This is a genomic window from Pseudoalteromonas caenipelagi (genome assembly GCF_013140855.1).
Classification (GTDB): Bacteria; Pseudomonadota; Gammaproteobacteria; order Enterobacterales; family Alteromonadaceae; genus Pseudoalteromonas; species Pseudoalteromonas caenipelagi.
In genome coordinates this window covers 1-25552 of record NZ_JABBPG010000009.1, presented here as the reverse complement: position 1 = coordinate 25552, position 25552 = coordinate 1, and the positions used below count along the sequence as shown (strand labels likewise).

General features: G+C 41.9%; 22 protein-coding genes and 5 pseudogenes. 7 read left to right on the top strand and 20 right to left on the bottom strand.

The window, feature by feature from the left end; all coding sequences use genetic code 11:
• Positions 1-160: 160 nt before the first annotated feature.
• A complete protein-coding gene (locus HG263_RS17595; RefSeq protein WP_171627408.1) occupies positions 161-2944 on the top strand; it encodes an ATP-binding protein in 2784 nt (927 codons plus the stop codon).
• 53 nt (positions 2945-2997) lie between these two features.
• Here HG263_RS17595 and HG263_RS17590 read toward each other — a convergent pair whose 3' ends face one another.
• The 4 genes from HG263_RS17590 to HG263_RS17575 all read right to left on the bottom strand — a co-directional run bounded on the left by HG263_RS17590 (position 2998) and on the right by HG263_RS17575 (position 6453).
• Positions 2998-3180, bottom strand: a complete 183-nt coding sequence (locus tag HG263_RS17590) for a hypothetical protein (RefSeq protein ID WP_171627407.1) — start codon at positions 3178-3180, stop codon at positions 2998-3000.
• Between the two features lie 103 nt (positions 3181-3283).
• A complete protein-coding gene (locus HG263_RS17585; protein ID WP_171627406.1) occupies positions 3284-4414 on the bottom strand; it encodes a sodium ion-translocating decarboxylase subunit beta in 1131 nt (376 codons plus the stop codon).
• 8 nt (positions 4415-4422) lie between these two features.
• The gene (oadA, locus tag HG263_RS17580; protein ID WP_171627405.1) at positions 4423-6204 is read right to left on the bottom strand and encodes a sodium-extruding oxaloacetate decarboxylase subunit alpha; all 1782 of its coding nucleotides are present in this window, start codon (positions 6202-6204) and stop codon (positions 4423-4425) included.
• Between the two features lie 12 nt (positions 6205-6216).
• Positions 6217-6453 (bottom strand): OadG family protein, encoded by a 237-nt coding sequence (locus HG263_RS17575; RefSeq protein ID WP_171627404.1) that lies wholly within the window; start codon positions 6451-6453, stop codon positions 6217-6219.
• Positions 6454-6861: 408 nt separating this feature from the next.
• On the opposite strand from HG263_RS17575, the gene HG263_RS17570 reads away from it, so the two are divergent.
• On the top strand, positions 6862-7326 hold the full coding sequence (locus HG263_RS17570; RefSeq protein ID WP_171627403.1) for a YcxB family protein: 465 nt from the start codon (positions 6862-6864) through the stop codon (positions 7324-7326).
• Between the two features lie 38 nt (positions 7327-7364).
• Here HG263_RS17570 and csrA read toward each other — a convergent pair whose 3' ends face one another.
• The 7 genes from csrA to HG263_RS17535 form a co-directional block, all read right to left on the bottom strand.
• Complete coding sequence (gene csrA, locus HG263_RS17565) at positions 7365-7556, bottom strand: carbon storage regulator CsrA (RefSeq protein ID WP_063359311.1); 192 nt, start codon at positions 7554-7556, stop codon at positions 7365-7367.
• A gap of 101 nt (positions 7557-7657) precedes the next feature.
• On the bottom strand, positions 7658-8860 hold the full coding sequence (locus tag HG263_RS17560; protein WP_171627402.1) for an aspartate kinase: 1203 nt from the start codon (positions 8858-8860) through the stop codon (positions 7658-7660).
• Between the two features lie 3 nt (positions 8861-8863).
• Complete coding sequence (alaS, locus tag HG263_RS17555) at positions 8864-11467, bottom strand: alanine--tRNA ligase (RefSeq protein ID WP_171627401.1); 2604 nt, start codon at positions 11465-11467, stop codon at positions 8864-8866.
• Between the two features lie 4 nt (positions 11468-11471).
• A complete protein-coding gene (locus HG263_RS17550; RefSeq protein ID WP_171627400.1) occupies positions 11472-11936 on the bottom strand; it encodes a regulatory protein RecX in 465 nt (154 codons plus the stop codon).
• Positions 11936-12733, bottom strand: coding sequence for a BPSS1780 family membrane protein (locus HG263_RS17545; RefSeq protein WP_171627399.1), 798 nt, complete (start codon positions 12731-12733; stop codon positions 11936-11938). Before HG263_RS17545 ends, HG263_RS17550 begins: the two co-directional genes overlap by 1 nt.
• Before the next feature lie 94 nt (positions 12734-12827).
• Entirely contained in the window at positions 12828-13454 is a 627-nt protein-coding gene (locus HG263_RS17540; protein WP_171627398.1) for a GTP cyclohydrolase II RibA, read from the bottom strand.
• 121 nt (positions 13455-13575) lie between these two features.
• Positions 13576-14082, bottom strand: a complete 507-nt coding sequence (locus HG263_RS17535) for a DUF3087 domain-containing protein (protein ID WP_171627397.1) — start codon at positions 14080-14082, stop codon at positions 13576-13578.
• Between the two features lie 127 nt (positions 14083-14209).
• On the opposite strand from HG263_RS17535, the gene HG263_RS17530 reads away from it, so the two are divergent.
• From HG263_RS17530 to HG263_RS17520, 3 genes are read left to right on the top strand one after another with little or no spacing between them, the layout of a single operon-like run.
• Entirely contained in the window at positions 14210-14842 is a 633-nt protein-coding gene (locus HG263_RS17530; RefSeq protein ID WP_171627396.1) for an energy transducer TonB, read from the top strand.
• Positions 14843-14881: 39 nt separating this feature from the next.
• Complete coding sequence (locus HG263_RS17525) at positions 14882-15427, top strand: RNA polymerase sigma factor (protein WP_171627395.1); 546 nt, start codon at positions 14882-14884, stop codon at positions 15425-15427.
• Positions 15417-16007, top strand: a complete 591-nt coding sequence (locus tag HG263_RS17520; RefSeq protein WP_171627394.1) for a hypothetical protein — start codon at positions 15417-15419, stop codon at positions 16005-16007. The genes HG263_RS17525 and HG263_RS17520 overlap by 11 nt, the downstream gene beginning before the upstream one ends.
• On the opposite strand, the gene HG263_RS17515 is transcribed toward HG263_RS17520, so the two are convergent.
• Positions 16004-17380, bottom strand: a complete 1377-nt coding sequence (locus HG263_RS17515) for a Na+/H+ antiporter NhaC family protein (RefSeq protein WP_171627393.1) — start codon at positions 17378-17380, stop codon at positions 16004-16006. The two genes, HG263_RS17520 and HG263_RS17515, sit on opposite strands and share 4 nt — an antisense overlap.
• Positions 17381-17606: 226 nt before the next feature.
• On the opposite strand from HG263_RS17515, the gene HG263_RS17510 reads away from it, so the two are divergent.
• Complete coding sequence (locus HG263_RS17510) at positions 17607-18455, top strand: MurR/RpiR family transcriptional regulator (protein WP_171627392.1); 849 nt, start codon at positions 17607-17609, stop codon at positions 18453-18455.
• On the opposite strand, the gene HG263_RS17505 is transcribed toward HG263_RS17510, so the two are convergent.
• The 6 genes and pseudogenes from HG263_RS17505 to HG263_RS22820 all read right to left on the bottom strand — a co-directional run.
• Positions 18452-19597, bottom strand: a complete 1146-nt coding sequence (locus HG263_RS17505; protein WP_171627391.1) for an exo-beta-N-acetylmuramidase NamZ family protein — start codon at positions 19595-19597, stop codon at positions 18452-18454. The two genes, HG263_RS17510 and HG263_RS17505, sit on opposite strands and share 4 nt — an antisense overlap.
• Positions 19598-20008: 411 nt before the next feature.
• On the bottom strand, positions 20009-20359 hold the full coding sequence (locus tag HG263_RS17500; RefSeq protein ID WP_171627390.1) for a hypothetical protein: 351 nt from the start codon (positions 20357-20359) through the stop codon (positions 20009-20011).
• 427 nt (positions 20360-20786) lie between these two features.
• The gene (locus HG263_RS17495; RefSeq protein WP_171627389.1) at positions 20787-21761 is read right to left on the bottom strand and encodes a transposase; all 975 of its coding nucleotides are present in this window, start codon (positions 21759-21761) and stop codon (positions 20787-20789) included.
• A 224-nt stretch (positions 21762-21985) separates the two neighbouring features.
• Positions 21986-22837: pseudogene (locus tag HG263_RS17490) on the bottom strand (transposase); the annotation flags it as partial.
• A gap of 105 nt (positions 22838-22942) precedes the next feature.
• Positions 22943-23278, bottom strand: coding sequence for a hypothetical protein (locus tag HG263_RS17485; RefSeq protein WP_171627388.1), 336 nt, complete (start codon positions 23276-23278; stop codon positions 22943-22945).
• 217 nt (positions 23279-23495) lie between these two features.
• Positions 23496-23651: pseudogene (locus HG263_RS22820) on the bottom strand (IS30 family transposase); the annotation flags it as partial.
• Between the two features lie 277 nt (positions 23652-23928).
• Here HG263_RS22820 and HG263_RS17480 point away from each other — a divergent pair.
• Positions 23929-24720: pseudogene (locus HG263_RS17480) on the top strand (IS3 family transposase); the annotation flags it as partial.
• Position 24721: 1 nt separating this feature from the next.
• Here HG263_RS17480 and HG263_RS17475 read toward each other — a convergent pair.
• A pseudogene (locus HG263_RS17475) lies at positions 24722-24901 on the bottom strand (transposase); the annotation flags it as partial.
• Positions 24902-25038: 137 nt separating this feature from the next.
• Positions 25039-25218: pseudogene (locus HG263_RS17470) on the bottom strand (transposase); the annotation flags it as partial.
• Between the last annotated feature and the right edge of the window lie 334 nt (positions 25219-25552).

Here is a 25552-nt window from a genome sequence, read left to right as displayed (position 1 = left end):
TTGACGATGTTTCCCCCACATTAATATACTTCTACCCATGATAGAAATGACGTTTGTCATTAAAAACGTAGAGAAATTGCCCGAGTTGAGTGTTAGGATTGATTTGCTTATCGCTTTACCTCTATTTAACCATGAATAGATAAACTGGAATACGTCAATAATGCAAAATGCTTCTCGAATAAAAATATCTGGGTTAATCCCACTGATCATTGCCACCGCTTTCCTTACGGGGGCCATTTGTGCCGTTGCCAGTTATTTATTGCCCGCAAACAAGTCCATCCCAAAACTTGATATACAGGCAACCAAACTCTCAACACCAGTTGCTAACTTGATGATCAAATCTAGTTTTGAAGACGCGAAGAAAATGCTGGAGGGTGTAGAGTATATTTCTAACGACATAGAGTTCTTTTTATATAGTACGACAGGCGTCAGTGAACCAACTCTGATTTACCAATCATCTCAAAATGCGGTGCCTGCATTATCAAGGCTAGATACGGTATACAATGATAACGAAGTAATAACACACCAACCCTTGCATGTTGATGGGCAACTGGTCGGTGAGCTGGTACTACGCTATCAAAAAGCGCAAACATCTGCTTTTGAATGGTTAAGCTACTTTGGTTTTGCGCTCGCTCTAATACTTGCAATTTTTATGGCATGGTTTAGTAATCGCAAAGTTGCCCACGATTTAACAAAGTATAATCAATTACTCCAAGATGAACTTACACGCATTATTGATAATCAAGACTATCACTCTCATATCAGTTCTGATCTTGGCTTAGGGCTAGAGAATATCGCCAAACTGATTAATCGTTTACTTGAACAAATACTGTCGGTAATTGAAAGTGACCAGGCCGTTCATAAAGAATTAAAGCAACTTCAGACCAGCTTAGAGACCGAAGTACAGGCACGGACACTAGCACTGGAAAAAGCCACATTGAATGCCGAACGCGCCAGCGAAGCCAAAACAACCTTTTTGGCAACGATGAGCCATGAAATAAGAACACCTATGAATGGGGTCATTGGTACGATTGACTTGCTTAGACAAACCGAGTTAGACGGTGCGCAACATCGCCTAAGTACTATTATTAGAGATTCTGCTTTTTCGTTACTAGGCATACTTGATGACATTTTAGACTTTTCAAAAATTGAAGCGGGCAAATTACAAATTGATAGTAGCCCATTCTCAGTGGCAGAAACGGTTGAAGAAGTAGCCAGAGTGCTGTCCTCAGTCGCCAAAAAAAGAAAGCTAGACCTACAACTCTCTATCGCACCGGATATTCCAACAAATTTAGTGGGCGACACGGTCAGGGTTAGACAAGTTTTATATAACCTATGTAGCAACGCGATTAAGTTCACAACCACAGATGACAACAGACAAGGCTATGTCAAAATTTCTGCTGAAGTTGCGCAGAACACATCGGAGCATTATACCTTGCGCTTTACCGTTGTTGATAATGGTAAGGGCATGAGCCAAGCCCAATTGCGTGAGATTTTTAATCCATTTATTCAAGCTGAAGGTACTATTACCCGCGAATTTGGTGGCACAGGACTTGGTCTATCCATATGTAAAAGCTTAATTGAGTTAATGCTAGGGTCCATTCATGTTTCCAGTGATATCGGAATGGGTAGTGAGTTTGTGGTAGAGCTGCCGTTTAGTACCTCAGGTCAGGTTACGCATGCCAACAAAGCAGTATTGAATCAAAAAGAAGTGGTTATGCTGACCGATAACGCCGATAGACAAAAAACGGTTTCTCGCTATTTGTCCTTTATGGGTGCTCGCGTTACCGTATTAAGCACTTCGGCTAACATTGACGAATACCAATATAAAAACTCTGTTATTTGGGTGCTAGATGGCCTAGATAGCATGGAAAAAGTCAATGACCAACTTCGTTCTTTGCTTTATTCATTGGAAAACAACAACCAACAAGTCGTTGTTTTGAGCACCATGGATGATGCAGCCATTAACCATAAGAATATTTTTTATCTCAACGCCGCGCCCCTGTGCAAAACCAGTTTTATGACCGCAGTTTTAGTTGCCGCAGGCTTGCACAAACCTAAGCAATTAAAACCAACACGTACATTAAATAATTATTTAAGCGTAGAACAAGCCAAAGAGGTGAATAAGCTAGTTCTACTCGTTGAAGATAATATATTGAATCAACAGGTACTTACGGATCAGCTCCATTTGTTAGGTTATGGTGTTGAAGTAGCAGAAAACGGTGAACAGGGCTTAGCTGTTTGGAAAAGTGGCAACTACCCAATCATTTTAACTGACTTGCACATGCCTAAAATGTCAGGCTATGACATGGTTAAAGAGATCCGCGATATTGCAGAGCAAAGTGACGATATTAACGCACAACCTTACATTATTGCAGTCACCGCAAATGCATTAAAAGGGGAAAAAGAACGCTGCCTTAGTGCCGGTATGAATGACTATATTACTAAGCCGGTTGAGCTCAACGTGCTAGAAGATACGCTGCGAAAATACCTCAAAACACTGCCCAGTGAGCAATCCTCAGACAATAGCGAACATAAGGACGGTGAGCTGTTCGACGTTGAAGAAAATAATGAGCAAACTCAAAAAATTCAGCCAATAAACCTAGAAACATTGAGTAAATACGTGAATCATGATGAGGCTAAGCAACGCCGATTCTTTAGAATGTATTTGGAGCAGAGCAGCCAACTTACCCGTGACATTTATGGCGCAGTGATCTCTTGTGAGCAATCCACAATTATCGAGTCTTGCCATCAACTTAAGTCTATTTCAACAACAATAGGCGCTGAACAAGTGGCTGAAATTGCGATTGAACTTGAAGCACAGTGTAAAGCGCAAACATTGTCTTCTGATGAATTGATTGCATATCGTAATAAACTAGATAAAGCTTACACACAGGCCACGGAGTTTATTCAACAATATCTGCAGTCACAACCTAGCGAGTAACCACACTTTAATGATAGAGGCGCACTCGCGCCTCTATTCACATTTACAGCAAACTAGCCTTCATACCACAGCATATACAATAGCTTTATGACGAGTGACACCATAATAAGCGGCAGAATGTACTTACTGTAGCGTTGCATTTTATCTAGCCCTAGGCGATGTTGATAACGCTCAAGTAATGGCACCAAAATAAGTAAAGCAACAATGAGTGAAACTAAAATAACGATGATATTCATGGCGCAACTACCCCTTCATAAGTCATTGCTGTTATACCATGAATTAGAGCAACAAAAAAAGCGCAGCTCTCGCTGCGCAGTCGGTTGGAAGAATAAGCTACATTTAACCCACAAGCGCTAATAAGATACCCGCAGCTACGGCGCTACCTAACACCCCTGCAACATTTGGCCCCATAGCATGCATCAATAAAAAATTATGAGGATTAGCTTCTAAGCCAACTTTATTCACAACACGCGCAGCCATGGGTACTGCCGATACCCCAGCCGCACCAACAAGTGGGTTAATAGGGTTACTCGACAGTCGGTTCATAATTTTTGCCATAAACACCCCTGACGCAGTGCCAATCGAAAAAGCTAATGCCCCTAATACTAGAATGCCCAATGTCTCGACTGTTAAAAATTGATCTGCGGCTAATTTTGAGCCAACAGCCAACCCCAAAAATATTGTGGTGATATTAATCAATTCGTTCTGAGCTGTATTGCTAAGCCTATCTACCACACCACATTCACGCATTAAGTTACCCAAACAAAACATGCCCACTAACGGCGTTGCTGCCGGTAAAAACATGATAGTTAAGCTTAAAACAACCAAAGGAAAGAGTATCTTCTCTTTTTTAGAGACTACCCTTAATTGTGGCATTTCAATATTGCGCTCTTGCTCAGATGTGAGTGCCCGCATAATAGGTGGCTGAATAATAGGTACCAATGCCATGTAGGAGTAGGCCGCAACGGCAATCGCACCTAACAGCTCAGGCGCAAGCTTTGATGCCAAGAAAATCGCCGTTGGACCATCCGCACCGCCAATAATTGCAATTGCAGAGGCATCTTTTAAAGTAAATTCAAAACCTGGAACATAATTTAAAGCGATTGCACCAAATAATGTCGCAAAAATACCAAACTGGGCTGCGGCACCTAACAACAACATCCGAGGATTGGCTATCAATGCGCTAAAGTCTGTCAGCGCACCAACTCCCATAAATATCAATAGCGGAAAAACACCACTATCTATGCCTATGTAATAAACGTAATACAACAAGCCCCCCGGTTCAGCGAGGCCAGCAACAGGAATATTCGTTAAAATCGCGCCAAAACCAATTGGCACCAGTAATAAAGGCTCAAACCCTTTTGCTATCGCTAAATACAACAAGCCGCAACCAACAGCCATCATCACCAGTGCTGGTATGGTAAAATTGGCAAGCCCAGTGGCGTGCCACAAATTTAGTAAACCTTCCATAGCCCCTCCTACGATAATGCTAATATAGCGTCGCCCGTTGCCACCGAGTCACCTTCTTTCACAAGTACTTGAGACACATTACCCGAATGTGTCGCGCGTACTTCCGTCTCCATTTTCATCGCTTCCATGATCAACACCACGTCGCCCTTCTCAACTTGATCACCCGCTTTTACCTTGATTTTGAAAATATTACCGGCAAGTGGTGCATTCATTGTTTCCGAAGAGCTAACCGACGCTGATTGAGGGATTAGTTCACTGTCTTTTACTTTAACTTCTTGCAACTCACCACCTGCCGCTACAACAACGTCGTATACTTTTCCATCGACTTGCACGCTATACCGTTCAGGCGATTTACCTGATGGCTGCGCTGGCGCAGCTTGGACTGGTTCTTGTGATGTTTTAACGAGGCTAGGTTTAGGTTCAAATGCATCGGGGTTGTTTCTGTTTTTCAAAAATTTTAAACCAACCTGAGGGAACAGAGCGTACGTAAGCACATCATCAATTTGTGCCTGTGCTAACTCAATATTTTCTTCTTCTGCAAGTTTAAGCAGCTCGGTTTCAAGACTATCCAGCTCTGGTTCAATTAAATCTGCAGGTCTACAGGTAATGGCTTGCGTGCCGTCAAGTACCTTAAGCTGCAATTGAGTGTTCACAGGGGCTGGCGTAGCTCCATACTCTCCCTTTAGAACACCAGCAGTTTCCTTGGTAATTGTCTTGTAACGCTCTCCCGTAAGCACGTTAAGTACCGCTTGAGTTCCCACTATTTGAGAAGTCGGCGTCACCAAAGGTAAAAAGCCAAGATCTTCACGTACACTGGGGATCTCTTTTAATACAGCATCTAGTTTGTCTTCTGCACCTTGCTCTTTAAGTTGGTTTTCCATATTGGTTAGCATGCCCCCAGGCACTTGCGCCAATAAGATACGTCCATCAACGCCCTTTAGACTTCCTTCAAAAGCAGCATATTTTTTGCGAACTTCGCGGAAGTAACTGGCGACTTCTTCAAGTAACGCTAAATCCAAGCCCGTATCACGCGCAGTCCCTTCGGTGATGGCAACCATGGTCTCCGTCGCACTATGCCCGTAAGTCATACTCATAGATGAAATTGCGGTATCTAACATATCAATACCTGCATCAATCGCTTTTTGGTATGTCGCGGTGCTCAGTCCCGTAGTTGCGTGACACTGCATCGCAATGGGTATGGCCACTGTACTTTTCAAACCACTGATCAATTGCTCTGCATCGTAAGGTTTTAGCAAGCCTGCCATATCTTTGATACAGATTGAATGACACCCCATTTCTTCAAGCTTTTTCGCCTGCTCTAACCACATATCTAAAGTGTGAACTGGGCTTACCGTATAAGAAATAGTTCCCTGTGCATGTGCTCCCACTTTGATGGCAGCCTTAATCGCTGTCTCTAAGTTACGCATATCGTTCATCGCATCAAAAATGCGAAATACATCCACACCGTTTTGATGTGCACGTTCTACAAACTTTTCTACCACATCATCTGCGTAGTGGCGGTAACCGAGTAAATTTTGGCCACGAAGCAACATTTGCTGCTTGGTATTTGGCATCGCTTCTTTCAAAGCCCGAATACGATGCCAAGGGTCTTCACCTAAATAGCGAATACATGAGTCAAATGTTGCTCCACCCCATGACTCTACTGACCAATATCCTGCTTTATCCAGTTTTTCTGCGATTGGTAGCATATCCTCTAGGCGCATGCGCGTGGCGAGAAGCGATTGGTGTGCATCTCTGAGCACTAACTCAGTAAGTTTTAGTTGTGACATTTTAGACCCCTATTATTTTTTTGTTCTGTACTGCGCAATAGCTGCTGTAATTGCTGCGATGTGAGCGCTGGAAACCCCTGTTGATGATTTACTTGCAGCTTGATTTGATGTGTTGTTTGATAGCTCCGGTCCTGCAAGTTTTGCTAAGTTCTTCACTGCAAAAATCAAAATTGATAGAAATACAAACACACCAACCATACCTGTGATCATCAAGTTGCCGGCTTGTAGCAATAAACTAACGATATCCATGCTGTTCCCCCTACCACGCGCACATTCAGCGCACTGCGATTTATTAGTCATTTTTTATAAATATTTATGCACCATCATAACAAAAGAATTTGACATGTAAATAACATTGTAAATTGGTATTACCAAAAATAGTTAATACATTTATTTCATACGGTTAGCATGCTTTTTTTGCCAAACATCCCTAAATACGCTCTATAAATATGAAAAATATTCAGAATAGGAGTTGAAAATAATACAAAATTCTTTGTTATATAATGATGACGAGACGGCATATTGTTAACGACAAATTGGTCATACCAAATAAAAACATCCCAGCATTTTCAACATTGGCTGTTAATGTAATTGACTAGTGGCTTAACACATCGAATACGCTACAATGGCGCCGTTTAGCCACATTTGGAGTTATTAATGTTCACTGAAAAATACACCTTAAACAAAAGCTACTTTGCAGAGTGCTTTGATGAATCAGTTCCTTTCAGTGACAAGGCAAAACCCAAGTATCCATTATTAGTATTTCTAATATTATTGAGTGGAATTGCGTGGTTTTTACTAAAAAAACCATATGCAGCCAGCTTTTTAGTACTCGTCGCAACACTCGAGGTCGTTGCCTTTATTTACCGCAGACCGTGGTGGATAGCGCGGCAAATGCTTTCAAGAGCATCGGGAAGTTTGGTCACTTTACATATTGATGAACAAGGTATTCGAGCGGTGAACCCGTACAAGCAATACCAGTTTGCGTGGCAAGATATTGAGCAAGCATATAAAACAGATAAGGGTGTAGTTTTAAAAACCAAACAAGGAATGCAATATATTTCTAAAGCGTTAATTAGCCCGCAGAGCTTTGACTTTATATTGGCACAAACAAAAATATAGCCACATGGTGGCTATATTTATCATATGAGGTGTTTGGCTTACATGTTACCAGTCGAGGGGTTCGACTTTTCAGCCTGAATACGCATATAAATTTCTTCACGATGCACTGATACATCTTTTGGTGCATTTACACCAATGCGCACCTGATTTCCTTTTACGCCTAGCACAGTTACGGTTACTTCATCACCAATCATGAGGGTTTCACCTACTCGACGAGTTAGTATTAGCATTCTCTTGCTCCTGTATTCCAATAATTAAAAGATTCCGCGTCAAAACCATTTTAATGAAAAGTGAGCATAAAAGTAAGCACAAAACCGAGCTTTACTTCACTTTACGGCAAAAATGTTACATGTAATTGGTTAACCGCACAATGTAGCTGTGCTTCTGACACCAAAATGGTTGCTTTAATCTCAGCTGTACTCATTAACTTAGGATAAATATCTTGTTCCGCTAATACTGTTAATGCATTTGCCAAGATTTCAGGGTGCGACTTGATACCCAACCCAACCAGCGACACTTTTGCCTGATGCAATTCAAATACGACATCATTAATCTTGTGTGCAAATGGCTCTGATTGCAATAACGCCAAAACTGCTAGGTGATCATTGCTTTGCACTGTAAAAGCATAGCCTAAAATAGCGGCTTGGCGACTCCATTGAGATAACATATCAACGTCAATTTTTAATTTTGCCAATGCCAATAGAAATTGGCTCAGCACCGACGCTTCAGAAGCCGTGAATTGATAAAACACAATATCTTTGTTTGCCGCTATCCCTGTAACGGGGCTATCAGACATACCTTCTTCCTTATAGCTTATCAAAGTACCATTATCGGGGTTAAAGCTTGATAGCACTCTGAGTGGGATTTGATAGCGTCCCGCAGCTTCAACAGAGCGTAAATGTAGCACTTTTGCGCCTAAGCTTGCTAGTTCAAGCATCTCAGAGAAATTGATATGATTAAGTCTACGAGCACCTGATACGACTCTAGGGTCGGCAGTGTAAACGCCGTCAACGTCGGTGTAAATTTGACATTCATCGGCTTGTAATACGCCCGCAATTTCAACTGCAGTTGTATCTGTACCGCCTCGCCCTAAGGTGGTGATATTGCCTTCACTATCTCGACCTTGGAACCCTGCAATGATAGCAATGCGGTTATGCTCAAGTTCCTGTTTGAGACGCCGAGTATCAATGTGCTCCACTCTTGCCCGACCAAACATGTTATCTGTTCTAATCGAGATTTGATCGGCAAGTAAACTTACTGCAGAATGGCCGCGTTTGATAATCGCCATTGCCAGTAAAGCAACACTAACCTGCTCACCTGAGCTCAATAACACATCAAGCTCTCTGGCACTTGGGGATTCATCAAGGTGCTTTGCAAGATTGAATAAACGATTCGTTTCGCCAGACATGGCTGAGACAACCACCACCACTTGATGGCCTTGTTGCTGGGTCTTAATAATAAGTTCGGCGACCGCCTCAATACGCTCTAGTGAGCCTACTGAGGTGCCACCGAATTTTTGTACAATTAACGCCACGAGTTACTGAGTTTTCTCAGCAACCCATTGGTTAACGCTAGCAAGGGCAGTATCTAAGTTTTGCGGTTCACTGCCGCCAGCCTGTGCCATATCAGGACGACCGCCACCTTTACCGCCTACTTGCGCAGCCATATGATTAACTAGTTCACCCGCTTTGACTTTGCCAACGAGATCTTTAGTAACGCCGGCTATTAGACTTACTTTATCACCGTTGGCAACACCCAATGCAATAACGCCTGATCCCATCTTGTTCTTCAGGTCATCAACCATACCGCGCAACGCCTTTGATTCAGTGCCCGCCACATTTGCCACTAATAGCTTGACGCCGTTAACGTCTACCGCTGATTCAAGCAACGATGCGCCTGCTGCGCTGGCTAGTTTGTCGTTGAGTTGCGTCAGTTGTTTCTCTAAGCCTTTATTTTTCTCAAGTAAGTTACTCACCTTCTCAAGAACGTTGCTCATATCGCCTTTTAACAACGCCGCTATTTCGTGCAATTGCTGCTCTTGCTCAGCAACATAGTTGAATGCTTCAGCGCCTGTTACCGCTTCAATACGGCGAACGCCAGCGGCAATACCACCTTCAGAAACAATCTTGAATAGGCCAATATCACCTGCGCGTTTTACGTGGGTACCACCACATAACTCGATTGAATAGTCGCCAATTGATACCACGCGAACTTCATCATCGTACTTTTCACCAAATAACGCCATCGCACCCTTTTCTTTGGCGGCATCAATGTCCATGAGCTCGGTGTTAAGCGCAAAGTTAGCGCGGATCTGCGCGTTTACTAAATCTTCAACTTCGCGCAATTGCTGTTTAGTTACACCCTCAAAGTGAGAAAAGTCAAAGCGTAGGCGATCGGCCATTACCAATGAGCCTTTTTGTGCTACGTGCTCACCTAAAACTTGGCGTAATGCTTCATGCACTAAGTGTGTTGCTGTATGGTTTTTCTTTATATTCTCTCGACGCTCGGCATCAATTTGTGCATCAACTTTTTCATTAACACTAATGCGGCCATTAACCACACCATGATGTGCAAATGCGTTACCAAGCTTAGTCGTATCCGTGACAGCAAACTCACCGTTGGCTACTTTCAAAGTTCCGGTATCACCTATCTGACCACCTGACTCTGCATAAAACGGTGTTCTATCAAGGATAACAATACCCTGCTGGCCATCTTCTAATACTGAAACCACTTTACCTTCGTGGAATAATTCCACCACAGTGCCACTATAATGCACAGCCTCATAGCCCTTAAAATCAGTGGTTTTTTCAGACTTAAGTTGCTCATTGTAGTCAGCACCAAACTTGCCAGCTTGCTGCGCTGTTTTACGCTGTACTTCCATACACTCTTGGAAGCCTTTTTCATCAATGGTCATGAAGCGTTCACGCGCTACATCAGCCGTTAAATCTGCAGGGAAGCCGTAGGTGTCGTACAATTTGAATACTAGCTCACCAGGAATAACATCTCCTTCAATGCCAGCTAGGCTCTCTTCTAAGATAGCCAAACCACGGTCAAGGGTTTTACCAAATTGCTCTTCTTCAATGCGTAAAACTTTTTCAATAATGGCCTGTTGTTTCGCAAGCTCTGGGTATGCTTGACCCATTTGCTCTATCAATGCAGCAACTAGTTTGTAGAAGAATGCGCCATTTGCCCCTAGTTTGTTACCATGACGTACTGCTCGGCGAATAATACGACGTAGCACATAACCACGGCCTTCATTAGATGGCATCACACCATCAGAAACCAAAAACGCGCATGAACGAATGTGGTCGGCCACAACACGTAAAGACTTATCTTCTAAATCTTGCGCATTGGTTACTTCTGCAGCAGCTTTGATTAAGCCTTGGAAAAGGTCAATTTCATAGTTTGAGTGAACACCTTGCATAATCGCAGAGATACGCTCAAGACCCATTCCCGTATCAACAGATTGCTTTGGGAGTGGCTCCATCGTGCCATCAGCATGACGGTTGTACTGCATGAATACCAAGTTCCAGATCTCAATAAAGCGATCACCGTCTTCTTCAGGTGTGCCAGGACGGCCACCCCAAATATGCTCACCGTGATCGTAGAAAATTTCTGAACACGGTCCACATGGACCTGTATCACCCATTGACCAGAAGTTATCTGCCGTATCGATACGTACGATGCGATCTTCTGGCATCCCAACTTCTTTGTGCCAAATATCAAAAGCTTCATCATCGGTGTGATAAATTGTTACCAATAATTTCTCTTTGGGAAGCTGCAGAACTTCAGTTAAAAACTGCCAAGCAAACTTGATGGCGTCTTGTTTAAAGTAATCACCAAAACTAAAGTTACCCAGCATTTCAAAAAACGTGTGGTGACGGGCCGTATAACCTACGTTTTCTAAATCATTATGCTTACCACCGGCACGCACACAACGTTGTGAGCTGGTTGCTCTGTTGTAAGGGCGGCTTTCTGCGCCTAAAAAAACATCTTTAAATTGCACCATACCAGCGTTGTTAAATAACAAAGTGGCATCATTGCCCGGGATCAACGAGCTTGAAGGCACAACTTGGTGTTGTTGTTTGGCAAAGTAGTCTAAAAACGCTTGCCTGATCTGTGCGGTAGTCATGTGCTGCATGTGATTATTCACCCATTGTTGCTGCTTGCATTGCAAAATCTATTTCTTCGTAGCTAAAGCCACGGTACATCATGTAGCGTACGCGCTTTGCCTTTTCTTTATAATCGAGTTTTTGTGGGGTCGAAACAAACTTTCGAGTGTAGGCGTCTAAGGCCAACTCAAACCAGTCTATTTCTTGTGCATCAATTAGTTGCATTAAGAGGGCTCGATCAACCCCTTTGTTCCCCGCTTCGGCCAGTACTCGTTTAAGTCCTAAACCTTTATTTATTTGTCTTCTGATAAAGCTCTCACAATACCGATTATCATCGATATAACCAAGTGATTCGCACCACTGAAGCAAATTTTCTATAAAGTCATCGTCTGCTTGTTTGGCCTTTAACTTTTGCGTCAGTTCTTTTTTTGAATATTCTTGTCTGCCCAATAGCCAAAGTACGTAATTTTTCAGCTTTTGCTTTTCGCTCTCATCCATTAGGCGTCAAAACGTCCCGAGTCACCAGAGGTATGGCTATGATTTTGCCCTGCTTCATTGAGATTAGCCTCGAACGGCATAAAAATAGCTTGGAACGACACAAAAAAACTGATGTAGGCAATCGGCATTATGACCAATAAAGGCACCATACTCAGAGGAATAGCCGCTGCTATTAAAACCCCAATCAATAAGCTATAAACACCAAGCGGTGCCATGTTGACAAAGAAAACCTGCAAAGAGTGTATCAAAGCGGTAACGATGCGCTTTTCACCTCTAAAAAACACTAACGGTAACGCATAAGCAAATGCCATCATATTCAATGAATGGGCAACAACAAATAGCAACACATCTGTCATCGAAATACTCGCCAATACGGCACTGATCAGTTGCTCAGGTGACTGTTGTGGCGATGCATTTTCCATAATGCTCAATGCGTCTTCAAACAATATACCAGCGCCCCAAGTGAGCAGGATCACAACACCGAGTTGATATAAACCTAAACGAAACAAATGCAATCGACGCCCTTTGGCAGAAAAAGCAGCCAAAATATTGGCTAGCGAAATAGTCTTACCTTGCTGTTTGCTTAACACAGCCAAATAAAAGCCCGCAGTTAAAAATGGCGCTGAAAAAGCTGCTAGTAATTGTAATGGAGGCATTACCAAGGGCAATAGAGCCACTGTAATCATAAACAGATGCATAACAATAAATGTCATTGGTTGGGTTTTAAAGATTTCCCATCCAGCTTTTAGCCACTGAACACCCATGGCAGCTTTAAACACTCTAAACTTGGCAGACATATTAACTCTACATTGATAAAAACACTGTGATTATACCGATCAGAACGCAAAATGCGACCAACAGGTCGCATTTAAACGCTGAGTTTTTAAGGGACTACTCAGGTTTGGATAGCTTTTTAATATCTAACATATGTGCACCATGTTTAACCTTTGTTTCTAGATAGCTTCGGTTTCCTACATGGCCTGATTTTATATGTGCTTGCGTACCAATTACCGCTTCAACCTCAATGCCTGCATCGCGCAACGCATTAAGCTTGTTTGGATTGTTAGTCATTAATTTAACTTGATTTAATCCCAACGCTTTAAGCATCAGCACGGCGTCTGAAAAATCTCTTAGGTCATCAGCAAAGCCAAGATGATTATTCGCTTCATAGGTATTCATACCTTGCGACTGTAAAACATAAGCATCTATTTTATTGTACAAGCCGATACCGCGTCCCTCTTGGCGCAAATAAAGAAGCACGCCACCTTGTTTGTGCATGCTTTCGATACATTCATTGAGCTGCTCACCACAATCACATCGAGAAGAATGAAAAACATCTCCCGTTAAACACTCAGAGTGCATTCTGATAAGCGGTGTAGTTTGCTCCGTATCTGCTTGATTAAAAATAAGCGCCACATGTTCGTGACCATCTTTTAGACCACTAAAAGACACTATTTCCGCAGGAATATGGCTATGCTGACCCACGTTTAACTGAACTCTCGCTCTTACTTCTGCCACGACTTTTCAGACCTTAAACTAAATAAATGTTACATTATCACATTTTTCGTATGATAATATAGATATGGTATTTAAAATTAAAAAAACAAGTACCGAGCTTACTATGCTCAGTAAGTAAGCTTTAGAACTTTTTAAGTGTAGACTCATTATACTGAGCCAAGTCCAATTGCGCTTGGTATTGCGCTGCTAAGGTATCTAGTTGTGCCTGCCAAATACTTAAATCGTCCAACGTAATCGTATTGTCATCCAGTTCCCAAAGTTGCTTTGAGCCACTGTAGCTGAACTGCATCGCTAACATCGCATCAATATCGCCTTGTTGGGCAGCCTTTTTTAGCTTAGGCATTTTACGCGTTACTTTGTTGAGTGCTTGCTTTAACTCCCAAACATAGTTGACTTCATACATAAAAGGATGATTACGGTACTTTTTTAAAACCAAGCCAATAACCATGACACTGACCATCACACCCAATAAGTTCCAATGAAAATGACTGCCATCAGCATCCGGAAACACAGCAATTAACGCTTGAGAAATACCTAAACTCCCCATGGTTAAAGAGGCTACACACGCCGCGATGACTTTATTTAGATGATTGCGATAGCGCGCTTTATCAATTTTTTGTAACTGCATAATAACCTCGTGCAAATGGGGCCGCTATTGTAGCGCTTTTAGAATCAGAAAAGAATTTTAAAAAATAATCACCCCTTTTTTGAACCTGTAACGTTGTATAGATAAAACCACAAAAAAGGATCGCGTCATGTATGTATTAGACTTTCAAAACAACTCGCTAAACTATAAAAAGCTGTTTGCAGCTGTATTAGGTGGCACAGCTATGACCGCTGCTGCATTTGTTTTTATGCAGCAACTAGTGTCACAAGATGAAATCCGTATTCCTGTACCGAAACCAATCATCGACATTGAACTTGGCCAAGTGAAAAAGGATACGCCTGCAGAGGAAAAACCTAAACTTCCCGAGCCACCTAAAATGCAGCGACCACCAACTAAAGTGGTGAATAATACGCCGCCAACAACTGAAATTTCGACTGCCACACCTTTTACTCCGCAAGTGCCAGTGCCAAAAATGACGCTATCACCACCGACAATGATGGCAACCGAAGGCGGTGCTACTCCCATCGTAAGAGCGGAACCCAAATACCCTATTACCGCAGCAAGAGATGGCATTCAGGGCTGGGTTAAACTGGCATTTTCTATTTCACCAAACGGTGAAGTTATTGATGTGAATGTGCTCGATGCAGAACCAAAACGCGTATTTGAGCGAGCAGCAATTACGGCATTAAAACGCTGGAAATATCGCCCAAAAATAGAAAATGGCCAAGCAGTTATGCAGACCAATCAAAATGTTGTGTTAGAGTTTAACTTAGCTCAGTAGTAATTATTGAGGGGCCAAAAGTCCCCTAAGAGAGTGCCTATGCTAATAGCCTTAAAATCTTGGTTTATTGACCAAGCTCCCCCCAGTGATGCGCTCCTTGCCTATAAACAAAGTGGCGATCATAAATATTTAGAGCTGTTAATAGAACAATACAGTCAAGACCTTTATCACTTTGTGCGCAGTCATTCGAATGACGCATTAGCACATGATATTTGTCAAAAAACTTGGCTGACTACCATGGAGAAAAAACACTACTATGAGGCGTCACACTCTCCCAAAGCTTGGCTCTTTAAAATAGCCCGTAATGCGCTGATTGACGAAGTAAGAAGGCAACGCAGAGGATGTGCTTTCGATGAACATACCTTAGTAAACACTCAAACAATCTCTGAGCCAACAACTGAATTAAGTGCAGCGATTGCACAACTGCCTTTTTTACAAAAAGAAGCACTCTCTTTGCAACTCGAAGGTTTTTCACTGCAAGAGATTGCTCAGATCACGCAAAGTAATAGCGAAACCATAAAAACGCGCTTGCGCTACGCAAGACAACAGCTCAAACAAGTACTGGGAGAGAGCCATGAACGATGAGCAACTAGACACACTTTTAAAACAACAGTTCAATGCACTCAAAAGGCAAAATAGGCTTTCAAAAAAGCAGCTCAATCACTTTAAGAGTACCTGTAAAAAACCCCAAAGTAGATCAACTTGGGCAACCATGCAGTGGCTATGTGCCAGTATCGGTGCGGTATTTTTAGCGCATTTATTGTATAGCGAATATGATAGAACAACTCAGCCACTGTATACATTGAATCTAGACGACTACCAGCAGGTTGAAGTTCACACGTTAAAAAATGGTCAATATAGTTTGTCTCGCGTGACGGCAAAGCAACACTTGGACGAAAACCTAAAGCAAGACACCCATTTGTTAAAACAACTCTACAGCGGACGTGGTCAGCTGGTAGAAAAACAAGCCAATAAATGGTTTATTGTTGATTGTCAGCAACAGACATTACTCGAGGTGAGTGCCCAGCTGGTAGCACAACTGACTAAACAGAAATCTTTTGAGGAAAATAACGTTGGTACCATGATAGCGTTTGAGAAAAATCAAAAAGGACAGCTAGTGAGTTTAGCTGCCCTAGGTATTAGCAATATACAGCGCTGCGGCTAGATCATAATTACACTTGCAATAAAGAAGCAAATCAAAGATAAAGCCCCCCCAACTAACGCGTAAGGTAGCTGGGTTTTAACATGGGTTAGTAGATCGCAACCAGAAGCCAGTGCTGAAACGGCGCTGGTATCTGAAATAGGCGAACAATGATCTCCAAAAATCCCGCCACTGAGTATCGCGCCCATAACTAACGCTGGCGGCAGTCCCAACGCTTGAATAAGTGGCACACCGATGGGGATCAAAATAGCAAATGTGCCCCACGATGTTCCTGTGGTAAATGACATCACGGCGCCTGCCAAAAATAACACCGGCACAATAAAGTATACGGGTAAGTAATCCCCCACCAAGGATGCGACAAACACACCGGTTCCAAGATCTTTCAAACTGGCACCAAGCGTCAAAGATAACAATACGATTGTCACTAAAGGAAGCAGCTCACCCATGCCTTTAAAGCCCACATCAACCAGTTGCTGATGAGTGAAACGCCGCGCCGACAACAACAAAATGTATGCCAGTGCAGTTGCTAGCACTGTTGCATAGAGTACTGATTTTGAACCACTGCCATTTGCAAGCTCACCATTGCCCGTCCAGAACATAAACCCAACCATAGAGCCAACTAATACCAGTAAAGGCACAAGCATAAAACGCGCTTTCGTCGCTTTAGGACCAACATCAAGCTCAACCTGTTGTTTTTGTAATTGCTCTTCAGCTACTTTCATGGGGCCATGCACCTTATCAAAGACAATGGTGTACAGCACAATTAAAAGCGCTATTATTGCGTAAAAGTTAAAAGCAACACTCCCCCATAATATACTGACTGCGGATTGCTCTAATTCATAGTTACTTAATAAGCCAAGCACATACGCGCCCCAACCGTTTAGTAAAATAAGAATGCAAACTGGCGCACTGGTACTATCAATAATGTAGGCTAAACGCGCTCGGCTCATTTTAAACTTGTCGAACAATCCTCGAGAGACGATCCCCGATGTTAGTACGCTCATATTTGACTCTATAAAGACCGCAATCCCCGTGAACATAGTCAGCAAACCCACTTGCCTTTTACTCTTAGCAACCCCTTTATTCATCAGCATATTCACAGTTGCGGCAACACCGCCTGACTCCCTGATATAAGCCAATAACGCACCAATTACTAAGCTAAAAATGAGGATTCGGCTGTTCCCTGCGGAGGTAACAACTTCGATAATACGTTCAATACTGTTTACGGGTGTCATCAAAAGTTGACTAGAACTATGTTGCATAAGCAACAAAAATTCAGACGAAATCAGCGCCAAAAGCAATGCTAAAATTACTTCTTTTCGCCAAAACACCACTAAAATTGCAATCAGTGGCGGTAAAATTGAATACCAAGTCATACTTTCCCTTACAGTAGAGACGGTTAGTTATAATAATTAGGATTTAGTAGCTTAAAGCGTTTAGCATCAAAAACAAGACCTCTAGCATTTTTATAATCACTTTGGCAACATTTGTACCCATTAATAATCTGTGACATGAAAAAAACACAATAATTAAAGTGCTGACTATCACTGCAATTCTTTTGAACCTATAATAAATACAAATAAGTAACCATGAAGTATCGAAATGTCGACATTTGTAAAAATAAAGGCGCTCAAGCCCAGCCTTTCTAGCAGCGAAGCGAAGTTGGCTGATTTCACACTAAATTCGGGTTCAAAAATCCGCTTTTTGTCTTCAGTTGAGCTGGCAAGACAAGCTGGTGTAAGTCAATCAAGCGTCGTTAAATTTGCTCAGAAATTAGGCTACAAAGGCTTTCCTGCTTTTAAACTTGCTGTTATTGATGATCTCAACCTGCAAACACAGCAGCCGGAGTCTATCAATACGCAAATTTCACACTCAGACTCAATTGATTTAATTGCCAAAAAACTGTTGTCAAACCAACAAAATATCCTACATGAAACGCATAAGCTTAACGATTCAATACAATTTGAAAAAGCGATAGCCACTATCAAATCTGCAAAGAAAATTCTGCTATGTGCAGTAGGTGGTAGTTTTCCAATGGCGCAGGACTTTGCTCTCAAGTTGCAAAAGCTCGGACTGCCTGCTATCGCACAAACCGATGAACTCACAGCTGCCAGCTACATGGCCACAATGGGTAAAGATGATTTGCTTATTGCTATTAGTGATTCAGGGCAAAGCAAAACCGTTTTGAAAGTGACTAAGCAAGCCAAAAACAACGACTGTACCGTGCTATCACTATCACGTTATGGTAGCAATCCATTAAATGAAATGTCGTGTATACAATTATTCAATGTGATTGGGGACGAGCCGATTAAACACGCTTCGATTTTAACGCGCACGTCGCAAAGCTACTTAATTGATGTGTTATTTACCGGCTTGACGCAATCAAATTTGCGCTGGCAAAAACGTGCCGAACGTGCAAACGAACATATGTATGATATTCGCCATTCCTAGCGTTTATAGAGCAAGTAGGGCTGACGACGGCGCTTAAATTTAGCTAAGTCAGCCTGCCAACTTTTCTTTATTTCTTCAAATGTTTGACCACTTTTGATAGCCAGTCTTAGCTTATCGGTCCCAGCTAACTTATCCATAAATTGGGCGTGTGTAAAAAAAGCCTCCCCTTTATTATCAAATGCGCGATAAGCGCTGATAAACCACGTAAGATCTAATCCTTGAGTTTCAGCATCAGCCAAATTCTTACCATAAGCAACTTTGCCTTTGAGCTTTGGGTTACTAGCGGCGCCTGGGGTTGGTTGAGGAGTAAAGCTAAACTCCCCCAGCTTAACCTCGTCGTGACCATATACCTGAAAAGGCCTCATAGTTCCGCGGCCAACCGATACTGGCGTTGCCTCAAAAAAGCAAAGCGATGGGTATAGTGCAATAGCTTGCGCGTTCGGTAAGTTGGGACTTGGCTTTATAGGTAGGTCGTAGCTGATATTAGCATTGTAATCAGCCACAGGAATAACAGTGAGCGCAAGTTCTTTACTTGTATTTAACCAACCTTCTGCATTGATCATTCTCGCTAGCTCCCCCACTGTCATGCCGTGCAAAACTGGAATAGGATGCATACCAACAAAAGAGTGAAACTTGGGTTCAAGTATCGGCCCATCAACATAAGCAATATTAGGGTTCGGCCTATCTAGCACTATGAATTGCTTTTCATTTTCAGCTGCCGCTTCCATCACATAATGCATGGTACTGATATAGGTATAAAAACGCACGCCCACATCTTGAATATCAAACACAATAATATCAATGTCTTCGAGCACGTCAGCCGTTGGTTTTTTGTTTTTTCCGTACAAAGACACTATCGGCAACCCTGTTTTACTGTCTTTGCTTGAATCTACTTTCGCTCCTGCATCATGGTTGCCTCTAAAACCATGCTCAGGCGCAAACACCTTACGGACATCAACGCCTTTAGCCAAAAGGCTGTCAAGTAAATGCCCATCTTGCGTTTGCGCGGTTTGATTCACCACCAAGGCTACCCGTTGGTTTTTTAACAAAGAGAGATATTGGTCGTAGCGCTCTGCGCCGACTTGTAGCGCCGCGGCTGAAAATACATGAATAAGTGTAAAAAACATCAAGAGTGAACGCATAATGACCTAGTCCAGTGAACCGTAGCACTATGATGACGAACCTTGTATCAACATGCAACCAACATGCGCTGACGCAGAAATGATTAGAGCAGGTATAAGCGTAAAACAAAAATGCACGGTGAACATACCGAGAAATACCATGATAATATTTGGTATCAAAACGACTTACCTGTCTTATACGTACCGTTGCCATGGAAGCTGCCTATCTTTCGATCTGATAAAAAAAGACAGGTTACGGATAAAAAACAAACAAATAAAATGGGATTCTTGTTTATTATAGCGCCAACACCAAACGCCAGATAAAAGAAAACCAGCTCCCGCTGGCTTTCGTTTGCTTGACTTAGGTTGCTCCCAAACTAAATCAGGGTAAAGGGGTATGAATTGAATCAATTACTCGACCCCTTTGATTAATTAAAAAGGCATTACCCCGGTTTTAATTCCTAGTATATCCGCTGCATTCACAAAATAACCACATGAGTTAAGCACTCTAATATCAACGGTGTTATCTTGCTTTGCATAAGCCGTCATAGCTAAACTCATAACTTCCTTATAATGTGGCGCAGTGCTACTAATTGCAAACCTCTTAGTTGCGGCGCATGCTGGCAATCCAGATTTATCACCATCGACATCAATTAACAATATACTATTTGAACCTGTCGAATATACACCAACACCAATTATTGTTCTTCCTCTATAATAGTCAGCAGCAAAAACATTTTTACACATCAACAGGCCTAAAATAACTATCAACATTCTTTTCATTTCATCTCCTTTATGAATTTAACAAATAAAAGTGGGGGTTTTGTTTATTTTTTACCTTTGGTTCTTTATTTTTAACTACACTCACAAGCTCTCACAAGGACAGTCACTTGGACCACTCACAAGGACAGTCACTTAAAAACCCACATCATCTTACCCTACACGCCCTCAAAAGTGACTTTTTCTTAGTACACAAGAAGCACTCACAAGGACAGTCACTTGGACCACTCACAAGGACTGGACCACTCACAAGGACAGTCACTTAAAAACCCACATCATCTTACCCTACACGCCCTCAAAAGTGACTTTTTCTTAGTAAAAGCGTCACTGCTCTGTGAGCTCGTTTAAAATCCCCCTATTGCTCACATAGTTTATCGCACCTCAGTCTATGCCTTAGCGAAGTGTGGGAGATTGGGCTGACTTATTGAGGTTAAGTTAACAGCGTTTTACTGCTTTTTATACTGCTTCGTCGTTTATGTTGTGCACGTTCACAGTACATATCTAATGAATGCGCTTTGCCTACAGCACCATGAAAAACATGTTCAAATTGGGTGGTCAGTTTTAGCCAGTTTTCAGCCTGAATATTGAGGCGCTGCAGAATCGGAGCCTGGTGTGGTTCTATGTGCCCTCGTTTATCTGCTCGTATGCATTTTCCAGTGAGTTCAACCAGCCCTAGATAAGATTTTAATTCAAAGGGCAATCCTTTTGGCATATGTTTTCTGGGACTACCTACAAAGCGGGCTAGTTGATTAGGTTGTTTGCCCGATGTAGCAGCTTCACAGCGTTTTTTGATGCTGGTATGTTCTGATTGTTCTGGGGTCCGTGCCATTTTCGCGCGTATTGGATTTAAATCTACGTATGCCATGCAGGCCATCAGTGCTGCGTCGTCTAACAGCGCTTGGCTTTTAAAGCGTCCTTCCCAAAAATGGCCTGTGCATTTATCTTCTTTGTTAGCTCGTCTGGCAATATTTTCGTTGAGCACGCGCATAAACCAACTAATGCTTGATATACGGTTTCGGTATTCTTTGATATCTTTACTTAAAAAGAACCGCTGACCTTCATCTAACGCTTCACCATTGAGATATTTATGGCTGAGCAGTGTGCCTTTAAACAATTTATGCCAACGCAGCAAAATAGCTCTATCACCCAATCTTTCTGCTTTTTTATCATCTACATACAGCACAATATGAGTGTGGTTACTCATCACCGCATAGGCACAGACATCAATACAAAACACCTGCGCTAAAAACAACAAACGCTCTTCTACCCAGCCTCGTCGATGCTCATACGACTTGCCAGTTAGTTTATCTTCGCCACACAAAAACGCACGGCGAACACAACGCGAAACACAATGATAATACTTAGTATCGGATAGGCTGATTTGACACTTCCTTGCTAATCCCATCGTTCACTCCTTGAACTGATAATTGAAATGATTTTGAAGAACTCAAAGTATAGAAAAGTCACTCAAACTTTCAAATTCGAGTGACTGAAGAAATTCGAGTGACTGAAGAAATTCGAGTGACTGAAGAAATTCGAGTGACTGAGCAAACTCGAGTGACTGAGCAAACTCGAGTGACGAGCAAACTCGAGTGACGAGCAAACTCGAGTGACTGTCCTTTTTAATTTTGTCAGCTTTATCCAGTTTTTGGCCTGTATGTTTAACCGCTGTAGAATGGGGGCTTCATTTTGCTCTATGTAGCCACGCTTGTCTGTACGAATGCATTTGCCTGTGAGTTCAACAAGTTCTAAGTACGATTTAAGCTCAAATGGTAAGCCATTTGGCATATGCTTTCTGGGGCTACCTGCAAAGCGTGCCAGTTGTTTGGGTTGTTTGCCTGCTTTAGCATGCTCACAGCGCTGTTTTATACTCGTATGAGCTGACTCTTCCGGGGTTTTTGACATCTTGGCTCTAATGGGGTTTAAATCAACATATGCCATACAGGCCATCAGTGCTGCGTCATCTAGCAAAGCTTGGCTTTTAAATCGTCCTTCCCAAAAGTGGCCTGTGCATTTATCTTCTTTATTGGCTCTACGCGCTATGTTTTCATTCAGCACACGCACAAACCAACTAATACTTGATAGCCTAGTTCGGTACTCTTTTATCTCTTTGTTTAAAAAGAAGCGTTGGCCTTCGTCTAAGTGCTCGCCTTTTAAGTACATAAGGGCATGCTTTGAGCCTTTAAACAACTTATGCCAACGAAGTAGTATTGCTTTATCACTCAGTCTTTGCGCTTTTTTATCATCTACATAAAGCACCACATGGGTATGATTACTCATCACCGCAAAAGCACATACATCAATACAAAATACCTGTGCTAAAAAGAGTAACCTGTCTTCTACCCAGCCTCGTCGATGCTCATACGATTTGCCAGTTAGTTTATCTTCGCCACACAAAAACGCACGGCGAACACAACGCGAAACACAGTGATAATACTTAGTATCGGATAGGCTGATTTGACACTTCCTTGCTAATCCCATCGTTCACTCCTTGAACTGATAATTGAAATGATTTTGAAGAACTCAAAGTATAGAAAAGTCACTCAAACTTTCAAATTCGAGTGACTGTCCTTTTTGATTATTTTCTTATTCTGCTATCACTTGAAAAATAGACGGAAATACATCTTTAGAACCACCACAACCTACAACTTGAATATTTATGCTCGCTTGTCTTGCCTGTGCTGCAACTAGCAAAGCATATATTTCATTAAATAATATATTGTCTTTTTTAAGAATATAATAACTTGGTGAAGGGCAATTATCTGGATTTGGCATTGAGCCATGTTTTATTAAAATACCATTTTCTCCTGGGGCAGGATATATTTGCGAAATTTTTGAAGCCCCAGACCATCCGCCTAATGCGAAACAAGCACTAGAGAAAAGACCGCCGATTAATAGTAAAGGTAACAAAAGTTTATCCATAGTATATATCTCGTTTAATTATGTAATTGATCTTTATTACTCGTCAGATTACTTATGACGAAAATGAGTTTATTGAATTATTTTAAATCAAAGTATGCTCTTATACATCTTTTTTTAAAAAATTTACCAAGTCATTTTCCCTCAGGGTAAGAGCATGAGAAATCACTTACTATTTAATACCCCGCGAATTCAACTCCGAAGTACACCGCTTGCTAAATTAAGCTGCCTTGCGTAATTCTTCGAATACGGCTGCTGGCTGTTTATACCTCAGACATTTTCTCGGTTTGGCGTTTTACGCTCGTTCAATCTCTGCAATTTGCTTATCTGTTACCGTGCGTAAGTCAGTGCCTTTGCGTATGTATTGGCGCAGCATGCAAATTGGAGTGAGTGTCCATCATTTCTGTAGCACGAGGCGACTAAAAGTCACCTCGATTGGTTATAAGCAACTTGAATGGATGTCCACGATAAATTCTAAATTCCACAAACTTGAGTGCCTGTCCATTTAGTTTGTTTCTGAGAATTGAAATGATTTTGAAGAACTTAGTTTGTTTCTGAGAATTGAAATGATTTTGAAGAACTCAAAGTATAGAAAAGTCACTCAACTTTCAAATTCGAGTGACTGTCCTTTTTAATTTTATAGTAGTTACCGATATTGGCGTGAAACACCAAATACTATAGCGCCAGAGCGACTACGTTTAATTGCTGAAATGAAACGTTGGTTTGGGCTAAGCCATGGCTCCGCAGGTCAACGAACGTTAGTTCAACTGCTCGCAAAGTCTGGCTTCAAAGCAAGTCGCTGGTTGGTGAGTAAGCTAATGAAACAAGAGGGATTGGTTAGTCGTCAAATGCCAACACATAAGTATGCCAAAGCAGAAAAAGAGCACTTAAGCATACCAAATTTATTGAAACGAGCATTTAGCACAAAAGCACCCGATCAAGTTTGGTGTGGTGATGTTACCTATGTTTGGTGCGGCTCTCGTTGGCTCTATTTAGCTGTTGTTATTGACCTTTATGCTCGCAAAGTTGTTGGTTGGGCAACATCGGCTCGACCAGATAGTGAACTAACGAAAAAGGCTTTGAGAATGGCTTATGAAAGCCGAGGTAATCCAAAGCGGGTGCTATTCCATAGTGATCAGGGTTGTCATTATACGAGTAAGAGTTTTCGTCAGTTACTCTGGCGTTATGGCATGATGCAAAGCCTCTCACGCAGAGGAAACTGTTGGGATAATGCGCCAATGGAACGCTTTTTTAGAAGTTTTAAAACAGAATGGATGCCTAGAGTGGGCTATCGAAATATGGCTGAAGCATCAGCTGCAATTTCGCAATACATAGTGGGTTATTACAATCGGTATCGACCTCATCAGCATAACAATGGTTGCTCACCGATTATGAAAGAAAAGCAATACTGGGAAACTTATAACGAGGTGGCCAAAAAGTATTGACCACTACAAACACCTGCGCTAAAAACAGCAAGCGTTCCTCTACCCATCCTCGTCGATGCTCATACGATTTGCCAGTTAGTTTATCTTCGCCACACAAAAATGCACGGCGAACACAACGCGAAACACAATGATAATACTTAGTATCGGATAGGCTGATTTGACACTTCCTTGCTAATCCCATCGTTCACTCCTTGAACTGAGAATTTAAATGATTTTGAAGAACTCAAAGTATAGAAAAGGCACTCAAACTTTCAAATTCGAGTGACTGTCCTTTTTAATTTTCGTTCAAATTCGAGTGACTGTCCTTTTTAATTTTCTAATACAAAACACCTGCGCTAAAAACAGCAAGCGTTCCTCTACCCATCCTCGTCGATGCTCATACGATTTGCCAGTTAGTTTATCTTCGCCACACAAAAACGCACGGCGAACACAACGCGAAACACAGTGATAATACTTAGTATCGGATAGGCTGATTTGACACTTCCTTGCTAATCCCATCGTTCACTCCTTGAACTGAGAATTTAAATGATTTTGAAGAACTCAAAGTATAGAAAAGTCACTCAAACTTTCAAATTCGAGTGACTGTCCTTTTTAATTTTTGTTGAAATGATTTTGAAGAATCTAAAGCTTGGGCAAAGCACTCAAGGTTTCAAACTTGAGTGCCTGTCCATTTAGTTCTAACTTGAGTGCCTGTCCATTTAGTTAATTTAGTTACTCTGCCAGCCAAGTTCTATGAGCTTCCCAAAAAGGTTCCTTTCTTTTACATACAGATTCTATACCATCCAAATAAATAGGTTTAGAGCTGCTAAAGTAAGTTACTCTGTAATACTTC

Bases quoted from the DNA above. Each gene is read 5' to 3' on its own strand.
- HG263_RS17595 (WP_171627408.1), top strand. From the start codon at position 161: ATGCAAAATGCTTCTCGAATAAAAATATCTGGGTTAATCCCACTGATC.
- HG263_RS17590 (WP_171627407.1), bottom strand. From the start codon at position 3,180: ATGAATATCATCGTTATTTTAGTTTCACTCATTGTTGCTTTACTTATT.
- HG263_RS17585 (WP_171627406.1), bottom strand. From the start codon at position 4,414: ATGGAAGGTTTACTAAATTTGTGGCACGCCACTGGGCTTGCCAATTTT.
- oadA (WP_171627405.1), bottom strand. From the start codon at position 6,204: ATGTCACAACTAAAACTTACTGAGTTAGTGCTCAGAGATGCACACCAA.
- HG263_RS17575 (WP_171627404.1), bottom strand. From the start codon at position 6,453: ATGGATATCGTTAGTTTATTGCTACAAGCCGGCAACTTGATGATCACA.
- HG263_RS17570 (WP_171627403.1), top strand. From the start codon at position 6,862: ATGTTCACTGAAAAATACACCTTAAACAAAAGCTACTTTGCAGAGTGC.
- csrA (WP_063359311.1), bottom strand. From the start codon at position 7,556: ATGCTAATACTAACTCGTCGAGTAGGTGAAACCCTCATGATTGGTGAT.
- alaS (WP_171627401.1), bottom strand. From the start codon at position 11,467: ATGCAGCACATGACTACCGCACAGATCAGGCAAGCGTTTTTAGACTAC.
- HG263_RS17550 (WP_171627400.1), bottom strand. From the start codon at position 11,936: ATGGATGAGAGCGAAAAGCAAAAGCTGAAAAATTACGTACTTTGGCTA.
- HG263_RS17545 (WP_171627399.1), bottom strand. From the start codon at position 12,733: ATGTCTGCCAAGTTTAGAGTGTTTAAAGCTGCCATGGGTGTTCAGTGG.
- HG263_RS17535 (WP_171627397.1), bottom strand. From the start codon at position 14,082: ATGCAGTTACAAAAAATTGATAAAGCGCGCTATCGCAATCATCTAAAT.
- HG263_RS17530 (WP_171627396.1), top strand. From the start codon at position 14,210: ATGTATGTATTAGACTTTCAAAACAACTCGCTAAACTATAAAAAGCTG.
- HG263_RS17525 (WP_171627395.1), top strand. From the start codon at position 14,882: ATGCTAATAGCCTTAAAATCTTGGTTTATTGACCAAGCTCCCCCCAGT.
- HG263_RS17520 (WP_171627394.1), top strand. From the start codon at position 15,417: ATGAACGATGAGCAACTAGACACACTTTTAAAACAACAGTTCAATGCA.
- HG263_RS17515 (WP_171627393.1), bottom strand. From the start codon at position 17,380: ATGACTTGGTATTCAATTTTACCGCCACTGATTGCAATTTTAGTGGTG.
- HG263_RS17510 (WP_171627392.1), top strand. From the start codon at position 17,607: ATGTCGACATTTGTAAAAATAAAGGCGCTCAAGCCCAGCCTTTCTAGC.
- HG263_RS17505 (WP_171627391.1), bottom strand. From the start codon at position 19,597: ATGCGTTCACTCTTGATGTTTTTTACACTTATTCATGTATTTTCAGCC.
- HG263_RS17500 (WP_171627390.1), bottom strand. From the start codon at position 20,359: ATGAAAAGAATGTTGATAGTTATTTTAGGCCTGTTGATGTGTAAAAAT.
- HG263_RS17495 (WP_171627389.1), bottom strand. From the start codon at position 21,761: ATGGGATTAGCAAGGAAGTGTCAAATCAGCCTATCCGATACTAAGTAT.
- HG263_RS17485 (WP_171627388.1), bottom strand. From the start codon at position 23,278: ATGGATAAACTTTTGTTACCTTTACTATTAATCGGCGGTCTTTTCTCT.